Annotated in this window: 15 protein-coding genes; 6 read left to right on the forward strand and 9 right to left on the reverse strand. The window is 70.3% G+C overall.

Features of this window, described 5'->3' with window-relative positions:
- Nucleotides 1-5: 5 nt before the first annotated feature.
- Nucleotides 6-1,403, forward strand: coding sequence for an efflux transporter outer membrane subunit (locus LXT13_RS13335; protein WP_233372415.1), 1,398 nt, complete (start codon nt 6-8; stop codon nt 1,401-1,403).
- Here LXT13_RS13335 and LXT13_RS13340 read toward each other — a convergent pair.
- The 5 genes from LXT13_RS13340 to LXT13_RS13360 form a co-directional block, all read right to left on the reverse strand.
- Entirely contained in the window at nt 1,400-2,068 is a 669-nt protein-coding gene (locus LXT13_RS13340; protein WP_233372416.1) for a GNAT family N-acetyltransferase, read from the reverse strand. The genes LXT13_RS13335 and LXT13_RS13340 overlap by 4 nt on opposite strands.
- On the reverse strand, nt 2,065-2,556 hold the full coding sequence (locus LXT13_RS13345; RefSeq protein WP_233372417.1) for a MarR family winged helix-turn-helix transcriptional regulator: 492 nt from the start codon (nt 2,554-2,556) through the stop codon (nt 2,065-2,067). The genes LXT13_RS13340 and LXT13_RS13345 overlap by 4 nt, the downstream gene beginning before the upstream one ends.
- Nucleotides 2,557-2,615: 59 nt before the next feature.
- Nucleotides 2,616-3,836 (reverse strand): glycoside hydrolase family 19 protein, encoded by a 1,221-nt coding sequence (locus LXT13_RS13350; RefSeq protein WP_233372418.1) that lies wholly within the window; start codon nt 3,834-3,836, stop codon nt 2,616-2,618.
- The gene (locus LXT13_RS13355) at nt 3,833-4,480 is read right to left on the reverse strand and encodes a hypothetical protein (RefSeq protein WP_233372419.1); all 648 of its coding nucleotides are present in this window, start codon (nt 4,478-4,480) and stop codon (nt 3,833-3,835) included. The genes LXT13_RS13350 and LXT13_RS13355 overlap by 4 nt, the downstream gene beginning before the upstream one ends.
- A gap of 84 nt (nt 4,481-4,564) precedes the next feature.
- Entirely contained in the window at nt 4,565-4,768 is a 204-nt protein-coding gene (locus tag LXT13_RS13360) for a hypothetical protein (RefSeq protein WP_233372420.1), read from the reverse strand.
- A 167-nt stretch (nt 4,769-4,935) separates the two neighbouring features.
- On the opposite strand from LXT13_RS13360, the gene LXT13_RS13365 reads away from it, so the two are divergent.
- Nucleotides 4,936-5,496 (forward strand): thymidine kinase, encoded by a 561-nt coding sequence (locus LXT13_RS13365; RefSeq protein ID WP_233372421.1) that lies wholly within the window; start codon nt 4,936-4,938, stop codon nt 5,494-5,496.
- A gap of 9 nt (nt 5,497-5,505) precedes the next feature.
- Here LXT13_RS13365 and LXT13_RS13370 read toward each other — a convergent pair whose 3' ends face one another.
- The 4 genes from LXT13_RS13370 to LXT13_RS13385 form a co-directional block, all read right to left on the reverse strand.
- A complete protein-coding gene (locus tag LXT13_RS13370) occupies nt 5,506-6,021 on the reverse strand; it encodes a hypothetical protein (protein ID WP_233372422.1) in 516 nt (171 codons plus the stop codon).
- 62 nt (nt 6,022-6,083) lie between these two features.
- Nucleotides 6,084-7,757, reverse strand: coding sequence for a long-chain-fatty-acid--CoA ligase (locus LXT13_RS13375; protein WP_233372423.1), 1,674 nt, complete (start codon nt 7,755-7,757; stop codon nt 6,084-6,086).
- A 126-nt stretch (nt 7,758-7,883) separates the two neighbouring features.
- Nucleotides 7,884-9,644 carry a RecQ family ATP-dependent DNA helicase gene (locus LXT13_RS13380; RefSeq protein WP_233372424.1) on the reverse strand — a complete coding sequence of 587 codons (1,761 nt, stop codon included), beginning with the start codon at nt 9,642-9,644 and terminating at the stop codon, nt 7,884-7,886.
- A complete protein-coding gene (locus LXT13_RS13385; RefSeq protein ID WP_233372425.1) occupies nt 9,641-10,396 on the reverse strand; it encodes an alpha/beta hydrolase in 756 nt (251 codons plus the stop codon). The genes LXT13_RS13380 and LXT13_RS13385 overlap by 4 nt, the downstream gene beginning before the upstream one ends.
- A gap of 147 nt (nt 10,397-10,543) precedes the next feature.
- Here LXT13_RS13385 and LXT13_RS13390 point away from each other — a divergent pair, with 147 nt between their 5' ends.
- The 4 genes from LXT13_RS13390 to LXT13_RS13405 all read left to right on the forward strand — a co-directional run bounded on the left by LXT13_RS13390 (nt 10,544) and on the right by LXT13_RS13405 (nt 14,836).
- The gene (locus LXT13_RS13390) at nt 10,544-10,939 is read left to right on the forward strand and encodes a DUF2177 family protein (RefSeq protein WP_233372426.1); all 396 of its coding nucleotides are present in this window, start codon (nt 10,544-10,546) and stop codon (nt 10,937-10,939) included.
- A 37-nt stretch (nt 10,940-10,976) separates the two neighbouring features.
- Complete coding sequence (locus tag LXT13_RS13395; protein ID WP_233372427.1) at nt 10,977-11,210, forward strand: DUF2805 domain-containing protein; 234 nt, start codon at nt 10,977-10,979, stop codon at nt 11,208-11,210.
- Between the two features lie 163 nt (nt 11,211-11,373).
- The gene (locus tag LXT13_RS13400) at nt 11,374-13,128 is read left to right on the forward strand and encodes an IlvD/Edd family dehydratase (protein WP_233372428.1); all 1,755 of its coding nucleotides are present in this window, start codon (nt 11,374-11,376) and stop codon (nt 13,126-13,128) included.
- Nucleotides 13,129-13,249: 121 nt separating this feature from the next.
- Nucleotides 13,250-14,836 carry an aldehyde dehydrogenase (NADP(+)) gene (locus LXT13_RS13405; protein ID WP_233372429.1) on the forward strand — a complete coding sequence of 529 codons (1,587 nt, stop codon included), beginning with the start codon at nt 13,250-13,252 and terminating at the stop codon, nt 14,834-14,836.
- The last annotated feature ends 121 nt before the right edge of the window (nt 14,837-14,957 follow it).

The following is a 14,957-nucleotide window of genomic DNA, read 5'->3' on the forward strand; positions in this document are numbered from 1 at the left end:
TCCCTATGAAATCGACCCTGACCCCACTTTTCGCGGCGCTGCTGCTGGCCGGCTGTGCGTCGGTCGGCACCGTGGAGCCCTCGCAGCTGCCGCAGCCCCCGGCGATGTACAAGGGCGCCTCCGCGAACGACGCGGCTGCACTGACCACCAGCTGGTGGCAGCCCTTTGCCGACCCGGCGCTGGACGACCTCGTCGCCCGCGCCATGGCGGCCAACACCAGCGTGCAGGCGGCCGCGAGCCGGCTCGCGCTGGCCCGCGCAGCGTTGGGCTCTGCACAGGCGGCCCGGCTGCCGCAGGCCGGCGTGTCGGCCGGCGCAGGCCGCTCGTCCACGCCGGGCCAGCTGGTGCCGCAGCCGGCCACGCAGTACAGCGCCGGCCTGAACCTCGCCTATGAGCTGGACCTCGGCGGCCGGCTGCTGCACGAGCGCAACGCCGCGGCGCTGGACGTGCAGGCCCGCGAGCAGCTACTGGCCGATGCGCGCCTGCTGGTGCAAGCCAACGTCGCGCGCGGCTATCTCGCGCTGCGCGCGCTGGACACCGAGCGCGACATCGTGCGCGACACCGTCGCCGCCTATGGCGAGACGCTGTCGCTGACCGAGAAGCGGGCACGCGCCGGTGACGTGGCCGACCTGGACCTGGCCCGCGTGCGTGCCGAGCTGGCCGCCAACGAGGCTGAGGCGCTGGCGCTGGACCGGCGGCGGCTGGAGCTGGAGACGGCGCTGGCCGTGCTCGTCGGCGAGGCACCCTCCACGTTCAGCCTGAAGCCCATCACGTGGACGACGGTGCTGCCCACTGTGCCCGCCGGCCTGCCGAGCGAGCTGCTGCAGCGCAGGCCCGATCTGGCCGCGGCGCGCAGCCAGCTCGACGCGGCGCAGGCGCGCGTCGGCGTCGCGCGTTCCGCGTGGTGGCCGAGCCTGCAGCTCACGGCACAGGGCGGCGGCGTGTCCAGCGAGGTGTCCAACCTGCTCAAGAGCGGTGCCAGCACCTGGGGTGTCGGCCTGCTGGCCGCGCTGCCGATCTTCGACGGCGGTCGCCGCGAGGCCGGCGTCAATGCCGCGCAGGCGCAGTTGCAGGGCGAAGCCATTGCTTTCCGCGAGCAATTCCTGCTGGCGCTCAAGGACGTGGAGGACCAGCTCGGCGCCCTTGCGCTGCTGCAGGCGCAGGAGCAGGCCAGCGCCCGCGCGGTGTCGGCGGCCGGCCAGGCACTGAGGCTGTCCGACGCGCGCTACCGCAACGGCCTTGTCAGCCAGCTGGAGCTGCTGGACGCGCGCCGCAGCGAGCTGGCCAACAAGCGGGCGGCTCTGCAGGTGCGCTCGGCTCGGTACCAGGCGACGGTCGGACTGATCCGTGCGCTGGGCGGCGGCTGGAGCAGCCAGGACGCCGTAAAGATGGCCGGCGTCTAGCGCCGTGCCAGCAGCGCGACGTGGACCGGCGCACGCACCTCGAACCCCAGGCTCTCGTAGAGCGCGATGGCCGTGGTGTTGTTGGCCCACGCGTGCAGGAAAGGCTGCTCGCCGCGACGCTGGATCTCCGCCGTGACGGCGGTCGACAGGCGGCGCGCGAGCCCCCGGCCACGAAAGTCAGGGTGCGTGCACACGCCGCTGACCTCCACGTGGCCCGGGAAGCGCATGCGCTCTCCGGCCATGGCGGCCAGCCGCCCATCGATGCGCAGGCCGACGAAGCGGCCCATCGTGTGCGTGCGCGGCAGGAACGGACCCGGTTCTGTCAACGAGGCCAACGCCCGCATCTCGGCGGCATCGGCCTCGCCAAGTACCATGACGCCGTCGTCCACCGGCAGGCGGCGCCGCGCAAGCATCTGCACCCCGGGCGCCGCCTTCTCGGCCATGAGCCCCGCGGGGATGACGATAGGCGGCACCTGCAGCAGGTAGACGCGGTCCTCGCCACACTGCACCAGGGCAGCCAGAGCATCAAGGTGCGGTGCCGACTCCCCGGGCACTGCGGCGAAGCAGTTGATGTCCGGCACGAAGCGCCGTGCACGCTCGTCCCCAAGCGACCAGTGCGGCTGGTGTTCGAGCGTGGCCCACAGGGGGCGGTCGAGCGCGCTCATCGCTGCACCAACGGCGTGGCCGCCAACGCGTCTTCCAGTCCCGCAAGCTGCGCCAGCAAATCGCCTGTCAACCCGGCGCATGCCTGCGCCACCGCTGCTTCGATCGCCGGCCAAGCCTCACGCCGCGCGCGTTGCACGAGGCTCCGGCCTTTGCGAGTCAAGGCGACGCGGCGCACACGCCGGTCGGCCTCCAGCGCCTGGGATTCCACCAGCCCCTCCTCCTCCAGCCCGCCCAGCGACCGGGTGATGACGGGCTGAGTGACGCCGATGGCGCTGCTCAATTCGCCCACGCTCAACGGGCCGAGGCGGTCCAGCGCGGCCAGCAGCGGAAACCACGCCGCCGGCTGCTCGAAGCCATGGGCCGCCAGTACGGCTTGTGTCTGCGCCTGCAAGGTCTCGCCGATGCGCTTGAGCCGAGTTCCCAGGCTCAGGTGACCCAGCACCCTGACGACATCTTCCACGCGAGACCCCCAGACGACGAAATGCATAGCATGCTATGCATCATCCCTCGAGTCGTCAACCGCGGGCCGTTGGAGCTTCGGCGAGCTCAGATCGCCAGCAGCGCCTTCGCACGCAGCAGCAGCCGGCGCCGGTCGTCGTAGCCGTTGAGGCCACCGTTGATGCGCCGCGTGAGCGTCGTCAAGTCGTCGGCATCGGCCAGCGCATTCAGGTTGTTCTTCGCCCAGTACCAGCCGGCCACGTCCGCGCACAGCGCGGCGTCGGTCGCCACTCGCTCGGGGCTGTCCAACAGCTCGGCCTCCTGGCCGATGGCACGGCCGTATTCGGCGTAGTTGGCACGGCCGGTCAGCTGGATCAGGCCGCGGCCCTTGAACTTGCGGCCGTCGCCCGGCTGCAGGTTGCCGAGGTCCGCCCGGCCCTGGTAGGCCTCGCCGTTGGCGATCTCGGCGCGGAAGCGGAACTCGCCGGATTCGTGCCCGATCTGCGCAAGGAAGTGAGCCTGGCGCAGCGGCGTGTCGATGTGCCGGTTGGCCATCACCTGCTGCAGGCGTGGCGAGAACTCAGCCACCTCCTCGCCGTTGGCGCGCAGGTAGAGCACGCCGAGCCAGCCCGGCGTGACGGCCTCGGGCAACGACTCGCACAGGCTCAGCAGCGTTGCGCCGTTGGCGTCCACGCGGCCATCGGGCTCGCTCTGGGCCTGTGCACTGCGCTGGAAGGCCATGATCGCGTCCAGCGTCTTCTGCCCGAAGGCGCCATCGGGCTTCAGCGGCTCGGGCAGCTGCACGCGGCCGGCCGCGGCACACAGGTTCAGCAGCTGCTGCACGCTCTCCACATCGTCGCGCGCGTTGCTGCACTGCGCCCCAACGGCGCCGGTCGTCAGGCCCCGGCCGCGCGCGCCGACGGGCGAGGCGGTTGCCACCAAGGCGCTGGCAGGCGCCACCCCGGCGTCGAGCGCCTCGCGGCGCTCAAAATGCGGCAAATCCTTGGCGCTCGTCCAATTGCCGCCCCAGCGATTGGCGCCGTCCAGCCCCTCCCAGAACTGGCCCAACGGGCGCAGCGTCTCGACGTCGGAGACCAGCAGCGGGCGGCCGTCCGGTGCGTCTCGGAAGAAGTTGATGTCGATGGCCAGGCGCTTCAGGTGCTGGCTCGCCATCGTCGTGCTGCGGCCGTTCATCACGTGCAGGGCCTGCTGCTCCGGCGTGCGATAGAGCTCGCCGGCCGAGGCCGAGAACCCCAGTTCGCCGGCCTTGCGCACCAGCTCGCAGACATGCACCAGGAAGACCGATTGCTCGCGGACCAGCTCGGTCATGATTGGGCTCCGCGGCTGCCATCGCCACCTTCACCCTGCAGCGCCGCGCTTTGCGCACGGATGGCGAGCTGGCCGATCTTGTCGTCCTTGGCCTTGCTGCCTGCACTCGACCCGAAGAAGTACTGGATGATGGCCGACAGGGACACTCCAAGCAGGAAGCCCAGCACCGTGTCGATGACGCGCGCCCGCGGGTCGGTGGGCTCGTACCTGGGACCGAAGGCGGCGACGAAGATGAAGGCGAACGTCAGCAGCGTCAGCACGCTGGCGTAGATGTAGATGAAGCGCCGCACGAAGGCGTCGGGGCTGGCGATGGCCGCCTCCTGCATGTGGCGCGCGCTCGCACGGTCGGCGGCGGCGATGCGCTCCTGCTCGATCTGGTTGGCATCGCTCTGCTGACGGTAGGCCAGCAGCTTGCCCTGGTACTCGAACTCGAACTGCTTCAGCTGGGCCCACTGCGCGTCGGTCAGCTTGTTGTCGGCGACATCATTGATGTCGATGCCCGTCTTCTGCTGGATGAGGTCGGCAATCTCGGTCGTGCCCTTGTCCAGCGCACCGCGGAAGACGCCGCTGAGCAAATCCAGCCCTTTTTGCGCCAGCTGCGGCGCAATCGCCGACAGTGCTGCAGCGATCAGGGGAATCGGCATGTCTGCTCCGGTCTGCTGAGACCGGCGCAGCTTAGGCGGCAGTTGGCAGCCGCCTCATCCTCCGAACTGAGGACGCTGCGAGTTCTAGGGGAGCGTCTTGCAGTTGGGCTTGCAGACCACCTCGTTGCGACCGAGCAGCCGGATGGACTGCAGACCGGTCGGCGCACGGTGCTTGCCGCACTTGAAGCAGGAGCGGGTGTGGCCGCTGCCCAAGAAGGGCGAACCGCCCACTTTCGACTGGTAGCGCAAGCCGTCTTCACGGACCGCGGTCACGGTGTCTTTGCTCATTCTTCGCAGAGGTCAGGACGAATGATGGATTGACGCACAGCGTTCATGACAGCGCCACCTCGCTAGCACCAGTCCCGGCGCCGAATCGGCCCAAACCGCGGGCTTCCCCTAGCCCGCGGTTGAGGGGGGCGGCGGCCGGGGACAATGGCTGCACCCTCGAACCGACCATGGCCAAGCTCTTTTTCCGCTACGCCGCGATGAACGCCGGCAAGTCCACCGCCCTGCTGCAGGTGGCCCACAACTATGAAGAACGCGGCCACCGCGTCCGCATCTTCACGGCCCGGCTGGACGACCGCTACGGCCGCGGCTACGTCACGTCACGTCTGGGTCCACAGCGCGAGGCCGAGCCGTTCGACGACGCCACAGACTTCGCCGCCGTGATGGCCGCGAGCCCCGGCATCGCCTGCATCCTCGTGGACGAGGCGCAGTTCCTGTCCAAGCGCCAGGTACAGCAGCTGCACGAGCTGGCGCACCTGCACAACCTGCCGGCCATCTGCTACGGCCTGCGCACGGACTTCCGCGGCGAACTGTTCCCCGGCTCGGCCACGCTGCTGGCGCTGGCCGACGAGATGGACGAGATGAAGACCATCTGCGACTGCGGCCGCAAGGCGACGATGAACATGCGCGTGGACGCCGACAACCGCAAGGTCACCGAGGGCGCCCAGGTGGAGATCGGCGGCAACGCGCGCTACCGCTCGGTCTGCGGGCGGTGCTTTCGCCAGGGCTGACGCCGAGATTCAGCGCAGGCCCAGCGCGTCGCGCACGGCGGCGGCCGCGGCGTCACCCTTGGCCTTCTGCACCCGCTCCACGAGCTGCAGCGCCAGCGCCTGCAATGCCGACAGGCTGTCGGCACGCTCCACCTCCAGCGCGAAGGCATAGCCCTTGAACGGCCCCAGCAGCTTGGTGGCCTGGCCGCTGAGGTAGGTGTAGAGGGCGGCGCGGTCCAGCAGCAACGTCCCGGTGGACGGGGCGGCCGCAGGTGCCGGCGCCGCGGCGGGCTGGGCCGCTGGCGGCATCGATGGCACCGCCGCCTGCGCTGTGCCGCCGCCGGCCTGCGCAGCGATCAGGCCCTGCTGGCGCAGCGAATCGAAATCCGCCTCCGTGGCGCCGCCGACGAGGCGCAGCCATTCGCGCGGCGGCTTGCTGGCATCCAGCACTAGCAGCAGGTTGCGCGCGGCGCGGGACAACGGCAGGGCGCGGGCACGGATTTCAGCGCGGCCGGCGTCGGTTTTTGAATGCAGCAGATCGAGCACGGTGCGGAGGGTCTCTCAGCTGCGGTATCGCCGCAAGCCAGCTAGTTCACGGAATAGGGACATCAGCTCTTGTCGCGCAGCTCGCGACGCAAAATCTTGCCGACGGGAGTCTTGGGCAGGTCGGTGCGGAACTCGACGATTTTCGGGCGCTTGTAGCCGGTCAGGTTGATCTCGCAGTAAGCCCGCACGTCGGCTTCGGTGAGCTGCGGGTCCCGCTTCACGATAACCACCTTCACCGCCTCGCCGGCCTTCGCGTCCGGCACGCCGACCGCGGCGCACTCCAGCACGCCGGGCATCAGCGTCAGCACATCCTCGACCTCGTTCGGATACACATTGAAACCACTAACGAGGATCATGTCCTTCTTTCGGTCCACGATCTTGAAGTAACCGCGCTCGTCGACGGTGCCGATGTCGCCCGTGCGGAAAAAACCGTCGGCCGTCATGACCTTGGCCGTTTCGTCCGGCCGCTGCCAGTAGCCAGCCATGACCTGCGGCCCGCGAATGGCGATCTCGCCGCGCTCGCCCAGCGGCACCTCGCGACCATCGTCGTCCAGCAGGCGCAGCTCGGTCAGCGGCAACGGCAGGCCGATGGTGCCGGTGTAGGCCATGCTGTCCGCCGGGTTGCAGGTAGCCGTAGGCGACGTTTCGGACAGGCCGTAGCCCTCGATGATGGGGCAACCCGTCTTCTCCAGCCACAGCTTGGCGGTGGCCTGCTGCACCGCCATGCCGCCGCCTACTGAGATGACGAGATGGCTCCAGTCCACCGTGGGGAAATCGGCATGGTTGGCCATGGCCATGAACAAGGTATTGACCGCCGGGAAGCTGTGGAATCGATGTCCGGCAAGCTCCTTGAAGACGGCCGGCAGGTCGCGAGGGTTCGGAATCAGCACATTGGCGCCGCCCATGTGCATGGACAACATCATGTTCGTATTGAATCCGAAGATGTGATACAGCGGCAGGGCACAGATGGTGACGATCTGTTCGCCCTTCGGGACCTTCTTCAGCGCTGGTTGGTACCAGGCCTCGCACTGCAGGATGTTGGCCACGAGGTTGCGGTGCATCAGCACCGCGCCCTTGGACACGCCGGTCGTGCCCCCCGTGTACTGCAACACGGCGATGTCGTCCGGCCCCAGGCGCGGCGCCGTGTAGGTCAGGCCCCGCCCCTTCGCCAACGCATCGTTGAAGCGCACGGCGCCGGGCAGGTCGAAGGCTGGCACCATCTTCCTGACGTTGCGAACGACGTAGTTGACTATGGCGCCCTTCACGAAGCCCAGCATGTCGCCCATCGACGCGAGGATGATGTGCTTGGTCGGCACATGGGCCAGCACCTGCTGCAGCACTGACGCGAAGTTCTCGATGATGACGATGGCCTTGGCGCCGGAGTCCTTCAGCTGGTGCTCCAGCTCACGCGGTGTGTAGAGCGGGTTGACATTGACGACCACGTATCCTGCCCGCAGCACGGCAGCGACAGCCACCGGGTACTGGAACAGGTTGGGCATCATCAGCGCGACGCGGTCGCCCTTCTCCAGGCCGAGGCCTTGCAAGTAGGCGGCGAGCGCACGCGAGGCCTCGTCCACCTCCGCGAAGCTGATGCGCTTGCCCATCATCAGATAGGCCGCCTGGTCGGCATGCTTCCTGAATGCGGTGTCCAGCAGGTCTACCAGGCTGGGGTAGAGCGCCACATTGACGTCGCGCGGCACCTCCTCCGGGTAGTGCTTCAGCCAGATCGGCTCCATGGCCTTGTCTCCTTATCGGTTGCGCGGATTCTGACCGATAGCTGACAACGCCCTGCTCAGGGGATTCGATAGCGCGCATCAAGCGGGTCTGCAGCGCAGAACCAGCTTGTCGACCTGGCTCGACAGCTAGCCCGCAGCCGCCGCCAGCACGAAGTCCGGATGGATGGTGCGCAGGCCATGCCGCGGGAAGCGGATCGCCACGGCGTCGGCGCTGCAATCCTCCACCTCGCCCCAGCCGAAGCGCCGCACGCGCACGCGCTGTCCAGGCTCGAAGGCGCGCTGCCGCGTGGGCTGCATGTCGCTGCCGTCGTCGGACTGCTGCTCCGCGGCCAGCAAGGCCTCGAAGCGGGCGCAGCTGTCGCAATGGCCGCAGCGCGTGGCGCCGTCGTCCAGTGCCTCGCCGAAATGGGCCAGAACGGCTGCCCATCGACAGTTGCCGGCCTTGGCGTAGAGCACCATGGCGGCCAGGCCGTCACGGTCGTGCTGCTGACGCTCGCGCGCGGCGGCCTCGGCCGCGTTGACGACGGCATCCGCCGTGCGCCGCGTGGCCGGCCGCACGCCGGCATCGCCGCCGCCGGCCGAGCGCACGGCGCGCACCGAGCGCAGCGCCGCCAGCACTTGCTCCGCCCGGCGCTGCGGCAGCCGCGCCATCTCGGCCAGCGCAGCAGGCACCCAGCCGCCCTGCGGCGTGTGGCTGGCTAGCGCCCGCCAGACGCTCGCCAGCTCCTCGCGCGACGGCGCCTGGCCGCCGGCGAAGAACTGCTGCAGCGCCCGGTCGCCCTCGCGGAACAGCAGCACGCAGTCGGCAGGCTCGCCATCGCGGCCGGCCCGGCCGCACTCTTGAACGTAGGCCTCGATGGAGGCCGGCATCTGCGCGTGCAGCACGAGGCGGATGTCGGGCTTGTCGATGCCCATGCCGAAGGCGTTGGTGGCCACCATCACGCGCGCCTCGTCGCGCATGAAGGCGTCCTGCGTAGCCTCGCGCTCTGCCTTGGGCAGCTTGCCGTGGTAGAGCCCGGCGCCCACGTCGGCGCCGCGCAGCTGGGCGTGCAGGGCAGTGGCTTCGCGCACCGTGGCGCAGTAGACGATGGCGCTCCCGTCCAGTTCGCGCAGCCGGCGCAGCACGAAGGCGCGGCGCTCGGCCTCGGTCTGCGGCAGCTCCACCGCCAGGCGCAGGTTGGGGCGATAGACGCCGTGACTGAGGATGCCGTCGCGCGGGATGTCCAGCGCCTGGGCGATCTCGCGCTGCACGCGCGCCGAAGCCGTAGCCGTCAGCGCCAGCACGGGCGGCCGGCCGAGCGCGCGGCGGGCGTCGCGCAGCGCACTGAACGCCGGGCGAAAGTCGTGGCCCCACTGCGCGATGCAGTGCGCCTCGTCCACCACCAGCAGTCCCACGCGCTGATCCTGCAGCAGGCCTCGCGTATGCGCGTCGGCCAGCCGCTCGGGCGTCGTGAAGACGATGCGCGCCGCGCCGCGCGCCAGCAGCGCCTCGGCCTCCAGCCGGCGGTTGGCGTCCAGCGCGGAGTGCAGCTGCACGGCCGCCACGCCATGGTCGTTGAGCGTGTCGCACTGGTCCTTCATCAGCGCGATCAGTGGCGAGATGACGACGGTCAGCGCATCGCTGAGCACGGCCGGCAGCTGGTAGCACAGCGACTTGCCGGCGCCCGTGGGCATGACGGCCAGTGTGCTGTCGCCGGCCAGCACGCGGTCGATGACTTCCGCCTGCCCCGGCCGCAGCGCCCGCAGGCCGAAGACGCGCCGCAGTGCCTGCCGCAGCTTGACCGGCGTGACAGGCTCGCGAGGCGGCAGCTTCTCGGGCGGCGGCGCCGGGCGCGGAGAGTCCTCGCGCGGGCCGGCTTGCTGTTGCAGCACGGCGGCGACGCTCATTCGGCACCCCGGCGCCGGCAGGCCAGCAGCTGGGTCACGCGCGAAAGCACCTCAGGCGCCCAGCCCATGCCGAGGTGGCTGGCGTCCACCTCGATGTCGCGCGCCAGCGGCCAGCGCCGGTCATGGGTACAGGCTTCCCACGACACGATGCCGTCGCGGCGGCTGTAGAGCGAGATCGTCGGCACCGGCGGTGGCTCGGCCAGCCGCTCGCGCAGCGCGGCCTCTTTCGGTGCGTGCTGGCCGTTGAGAAGGCGGAACAGCCAGCCCACATGCGTGTCGTCCGCGCTGCCGTTGAACGGCGTGCCGATGGTGATGACGTGATGCACCCGCTCCGGCCAGCGCTTGGCCAACTCGCGCGCATAGAAGCCGCCCAGGCTCCAGCCGACGAAGCTCACGTCATGCGCCGGAGCGATGCGGTCGTGCACGGCTTCGGCCAGGCCGTCCAGCCAGGCGTCCACATCGCCGCGCGGGCCGGTGTTCAGACCCTGTCCCCAATCGATCGCGCGGAATCCCGCCCGCTCCAGGTGGCGGCGCAACGGCCACAGCGTCACACCGTCGGTGCCCAGGCCCGGGAACAGCACAACCGGGTGGCCCTGGCCCACCGGCTCGGGCGCACGCAGCCAGTGGCCCAGCGCCTGCACGGCCTCCAGCGTCGCGCGGGCGGGCTCCGAGGCCAGCAGCGTCAGCGCCGGGCGCCGGTTGGGCGCACTCGCCGGGCGGGGCGGCATCAAGGGCAGCGAGGTGTCGGTCATGGTGGTGGACTGCAGAAAAAGCGATGTGCCGATGCTGTCTCCCGGTCGACGCTGCGGCTGCCAGCATGCCGGCTGGCACGCTGTAGGACGAACACGCGGCGCTCTCTGACGCCAGCGCTTGCCGCGCGCGTGCACACTGCGTCCACCATGAGCGCCTTCCTGAAGCCCTACCTGACCGCCCTCGTCGTCATGGGGGCGCTGGACGCGCTGTGGTTGGGCGGGCTGGCCCGCGACTTCTACCGCCAGGAGATCGGCCCGCAGATGGCCGACTCGGTACGCTGGAGCGCGGCGGCCGTGTTCTATTTCGGCTACCCCGCAGCACTGGTCGCGCTGGCGCTGTACCCGACAGGGCAGCCGCTGGCGATGCAGGTGGCGCGGGCCGCGCTCGTAGGCCTGACGGCCTACGGCGTCTACGACATGTCCAACCTGGCGACGCTGCGGCAGTGGCCGCTGCGGCTGGCGCTGGTGGACACCGCCTGGGGCTGCTTCGCCAGCGCGGTGGCCGGCGCGGCGGCGGCGTGGGTGGCACAGCGCTTCAACTGAGCGACGACCGCGGCGCGGTGGGGCGCAGAATGCGGCCGTGGCCAAAACCGCTCCCCGACTTCCCCCCGACGAGATCCAGCGCGTCATCGCGACCGCCTGGGACGACGTGCCGCCCTACACCCGCGTCATGCGCGAACACGGCATCGGCCATGGCGAGCTGGTGGCCTTGCTGAAGCGGGAACTGACGCCCGCCGCCTACAAGCTCTGGGCCGCCCGCGGCCGCGGCAGCAAGGGGCCGACGAAGCGCGCCGTCTGGCCTCACGGCCGCTGACAGGTCGTCGCTCGCGGGCGCGTCGCCCCAGTTGATACGCGATTTGGTATCGCTAAACGGCGGAAATTGATTGGAAAGCGATCCCCCGCCTCCCTAGCATGCGCCGCGAGCGGCACCGACCCCAGCCACCACGCCGCCTGGCCGAGAGAACGACGAGACCCCCATGACGACAGAGGACAAGAAGAGCAAGGTCAAGCTGCGCTCGGCCGAATGGTTCGGCACCCAGGACAAGAACGGCTTCATGTACCGCTCCTGGATGAAGAACCAGGGCATCCCCGACCATGAGTTCCAGGGCAAGCCCATCATCGGCATCTGCAACACCTGGAGCGAGCTGACGCCCTGCAACGCCCACTTCCGCAAGCTCGCCGAGCATGTGAAGAAGGGCATCCTGGAAGCCGGCGGCTTTCCGGTCGAGTTCCCGGTGTTCTCCAACGGCGAGAGCAACCTGCGCCCCACCGCGATGCTGACGCGCAATCTCGCCAGCATGGACGTGGAAGAAAGCATCCGCGGCAATCCCATCGACGCCGTGGTGCTGCTGGTGGGCTGCGACAAGACCACCCCCGCGCTGCTGATGGGCGCCGCCAGCTGCGACGTGCCGGCCATCGTCGTCACCGGCGGCCCGATGCTCAACGGCAAGCTCAATGGCAAGAACATCGGCTCCGGCACGGCCGTGTGGCAGCTGCACGAGCAGGTCAAGGCCGGCGAGATCCAGATGCACGACTTCCTGGCCGCCGAGGCCGGCCACTCGCGCTCCGCCGGCACCTGCAACACGATGGGCACCGCGTCGACGATGGCCTGCATGGCCGAGTCGCTGGGCACCTCGCTGCCGCACAACGCCGCGATTCCTGCCGTCGACGCGCGTCGCTACGTGCTGGCGCATCTCTCCGGCATGCGCATCGTCGAGATGGTGTGGGAAGACCTGCGCCTGTCCAAGGTGCTGACGAAGGAAGCCTTCGAGAACGCCATCCGCGTGAATGCGGCCATCGGCGGCTCGACCAACGCCGTCATCCACCTGAAGGCCATCGCCGGCCGCATCGGCGTGGACCTGGCGCTGGAGGATTGGACTCGCATCGGCCGCGGCACGCCCACGCTGGTGGACCTGCTGCCGTCGGGCCGCTTCCTGATGGAGGAGTTCTACTACGCTGGCGGCCTGCCCGGCGTCATCCGCCGCCTGGGCGAAGCCGGCAAGCTGCCCAACCCCGGCGCCCTGACCGTCAACGGCAAGAGCCTGTGGGCCAACTGCCAGGACGCGCCGATCTACGACGACGAGGTCATCCGCCCGCTGGACAAGCCGCTGATCGAAGACGGCGGCATCTGCATCCTGCGCGGCAACCTCGCGCCGCGCGGCGCCGTGCTCAAGCCCTCGGCCGCCACGCCCGAGCTGATGAAGCACCGGGGCCGCGCCGTCGTGTTCGAGAACCTCGAGGACTACAAGGCTCGCATCGTCGATCCGGACCTGGATGTGGACGCCAGCTGCATCCTCGTCATGAAGAACTGCGGCCCCAAGGGCTACCCCGGCATGGCAGAGGTCGGCAACATGGGCCTGCCGCCGAAGCTGCTGGCGGCCGGCGTGAAGGACATGGTGCGCATCTCCGACGCGCGCATGAGCGGCACCGCCTACGGCACCGTCGTGCTGCACGTGGCGCCCGAGGCGCGTGCGGGCGGCCCGCTGGCTGTCGTGCAGGAAGGCGACTTCATCGAGCTGGACTGCGCCGCCGGTCGCCTGCACCTGGACGTGTCCGACGAGGAGCTGAAGGCCCGCCTGGACGCCTGGGCCGCCGCGCAGACGGTGGACCCGGCCGACGCCTCGGGCTACCGCCACCTCTACGTGCAGCACGTGCTGCAGGCCGACGAGGGCTGCGACTTCGACTTCCTGCGCGGCTGCCGCGGCTCTGCCGTGCCGCGCCACTCCCACTGAAATGATGGCGCCCCTCGCCCGCCCTCGCTTCGCTGAACGCGAGCGAGTCCGGTCGGTCCCCCGAGGGGTCGGCTTGGGGCGGCACGGCGCTCGGCCCGAAAACACCAAGAGGTAACGAACGATGAGCAACACGATCCAGGGCCTGGCCCTGATCAACGGCCAGCCCGTGCGCGGCAACGGCAAGGCCTTCCAGGCCTTCGACCCGGCCAAGAACCAGGCCATCGGCCCGGACTTCAACGCGGTCGACGCGGCCCAGGTCGAGCAGGCCTGCGCGCTGGCCGGCGCCGCGTTCGACGCCTTCCGGGCGACGAGCGACCATGAGCGTGCCGACTTCCTGGACCTGATCGCCGCGCAGATCCTCGCGCTGGGCGATGCGCTCATCGAGCGCGCGATGGCCGAGACCGGCCTGCCGCGGCCCCGCCTGGAAGGCGAGCGCGCCCGCACGATGAACCAGCTGAAGATGTTCGGCGAACTGCTGCGCGAAGGCAGCTGGCAGGACGCCCGCATCGACTCCGCGCTGCCCACCCGCACGCCGCCGCGGCCGGACCTGCGGCTGCGCTTCGTCGGCGTCGGCCCCGTCGCCGTGTTCGGCGCCAGCAACTTCCCGCTGGCCTTCTCGGTCGCCGGCGGTGACACCGCCGCGGCGCTGGCCGCCGGCTGCCCGGTCGTCGTCAAGGCGCACTCGGCCCACCCCGGCACGTCGGAGCTCGTCGGCCGCGCGGTCGTCGAGGCGGTCAAGCAAGCCGGCCTGCCGGCCGGCGTCTTCGCGCTGCTGACCGGCAGCGGCCACGGCATCGGCGACACGCTGGTGCGCCACCCGGCCATCCAGGCCGTCGGCTTCACCGGCTCGCGCAGCGGTGGCACGGCGCTGATGGCCGCGGCCGCGGCACGCCCGCAGCCCATCCCCGTCTATGCCGAGATGAGCAGCATCAACCCGGTCATCCTGTTGGCCGGTGCGCTCAGCGCACGCGGTGCCGAGATCGCCACGGGCTTCGCCACCTCGCTGACGATGGGCGTGGGCCAGTTCTGCACCAACCCCGGCCTCGTGCTGGGCCTGGCCGGCCCCGACTTCGACCGCTTCGCCGCGGCCGCGGCCGAAGCGCTCAAGCCCATTCCGGCAGCCACGATGCTGACGCCCGGCATTGCCAGCGCGTTCCAGCGCGGCGAGGACCAGCTCTCCGGCCAGCCCGGCGTGGACGCGCTGCTGCGCGGCACCTCGGCCGGCTGCCAGGGCGCGCCCAGCCTGTTCAAGACGACGGGCGCTGCGTTCCTGGCCAACCATGCGATGTCGGCCGAGATCTTCGGCCCGGCCTCGCTGCTGGTGGCCTGCCGCGACGTGGCCGAGCTGCTGGCCGTCATCGAGGGCCTGGAAGGCCAGCTGACCGCCACGCTGCAATTGCAGGACGACGACGAGGCCGACATCGCCGCCGCGCGCACGCTGCTGCCGGCGCTTGAACGCAAGGTCGGCCGCATCCTGGCCAACGGCTTCCCGACCGGCGTGGAGGTGTCGACGGCGATGGTGCACGGCGGCCCGTTCCCGGCGACGAGCGACGGCCGCAGCAGCTCCGTCGGCACGGCGGCCATCCAGCGCTTCCTGCGGCCCGTCTGCTACCAGAACCTGCCACGCTCGCTGCTGCCCGCCGTGCTGCGCGAACCCAACGAGCGCGGCGTCTGGCGCCGACGCGATGGCGCGTTGACGAGGAACTGAAGCGCCTTGTCTGGCGCTGCGCGCTGGACGGTCCCCCGAGGGAATGCCGATGGGAGCCGGATCGACCGGCCGACACATCGCGAGGGCGGGCCGGCTTCGGGCGGCCCGGCGCTCGGCCCGC

This window comes from Pelomonas cellulosilytica, from assembly GCF_021353265.1.
Classification (GTDB): Bacteria; Pseudomonadota; Gammaproteobacteria; order Burkholderiales; family Burkholderiaceae_C; genus Pelomonas; species Pelomonas cellulosilytica.

Coding starts and splice junctions, on each gene's coding strand:
- LXT13_RS13340 (WP_233372416.1), bottom strand. CDS start 2,068: ATGAGCGCGCTCGACCGCCCCCTGTGGGCCACGCTCGAACACCAGCCG.
- LXT13_RS13380 (WP_233372424.1), bottom strand. CDS start 9,644: ATGAGCGTCGCCGCCGTGCTGCAACAGCAAGCCGGCCCGCGCGAGGAC.
- LXT13_RS13355 (WP_233372419.1), bottom strand. CDS start 4,480: ATGCCGATTCCCCTGATCGCTGCAGCACTGTCGGCGATTGCGCCGCAG.
- LXT13_RS13335 (WP_233372415.1), top strand. CDS start 6: ATGAAATCGACCCTGACCCCACTTTTCGCGGCGCTGCTGCTGGCCGGC.
- LXT13_RS13350 (WP_233372418.1), bottom strand. CDS start 3,836: ATGACCGAGCTGGTCCGCGAGCAATCGGTCTTCCTGGTGCATGTCTGC.
- LXT13_RS13345 (WP_233372417.1), bottom strand. CDS start 2,556: ATGCATTTCGTCGTCTGGGGGTCTCGCGTGGAAGATGTCGTCAGGGTG.
- LXT13_RS13385 (WP_233372425.1), bottom strand. CDS start 10,396: ATGACCGACACCTCGCTGCCCTTGATGCCGCCCCGCCCGGCGAGTGCG.
- LXT13_RS13400 (WP_233372428.1), top strand. CDS start 11,374: ATGACGACAGAGGACAAGAAGAGCAAGGTCAAGCTGCGCTCGGCCGAA.
- LXT13_RS13375 (WP_233372423.1), bottom strand. CDS start 7,757: ATGGAGCCGATCTGGCTGAAGCACTACCCGGAGGAGGTGCCGCGCGAC.
- LXT13_RS13365 (WP_233372421.1), top strand. CDS start 4,936: ATGGCCAAGCTCTTTTTCCGCTACGCCGCGATGAACGCCGGCAAGTCC.
- LXT13_RS13405 (WP_233372429.1), top strand. CDS start 13,250: ATGAGCAACACGATCCAGGGCCTGGCCCTGATCAACGGCCAGCCCGTG.
- LXT13_RS13360 (WP_233372420.1), bottom strand. CDS start 4,768: ATGAGCAAAGACACCGTGACCGCGGTCCGTGAAGACGGCTTGCGCTAC.
- LXT13_RS13390 (WP_233372426.1), top strand. CDS start 10,544: ATGAGCGCCTTCCTGAAGCCCTACCTGACCGCCCTCGTCGTCATGGGG.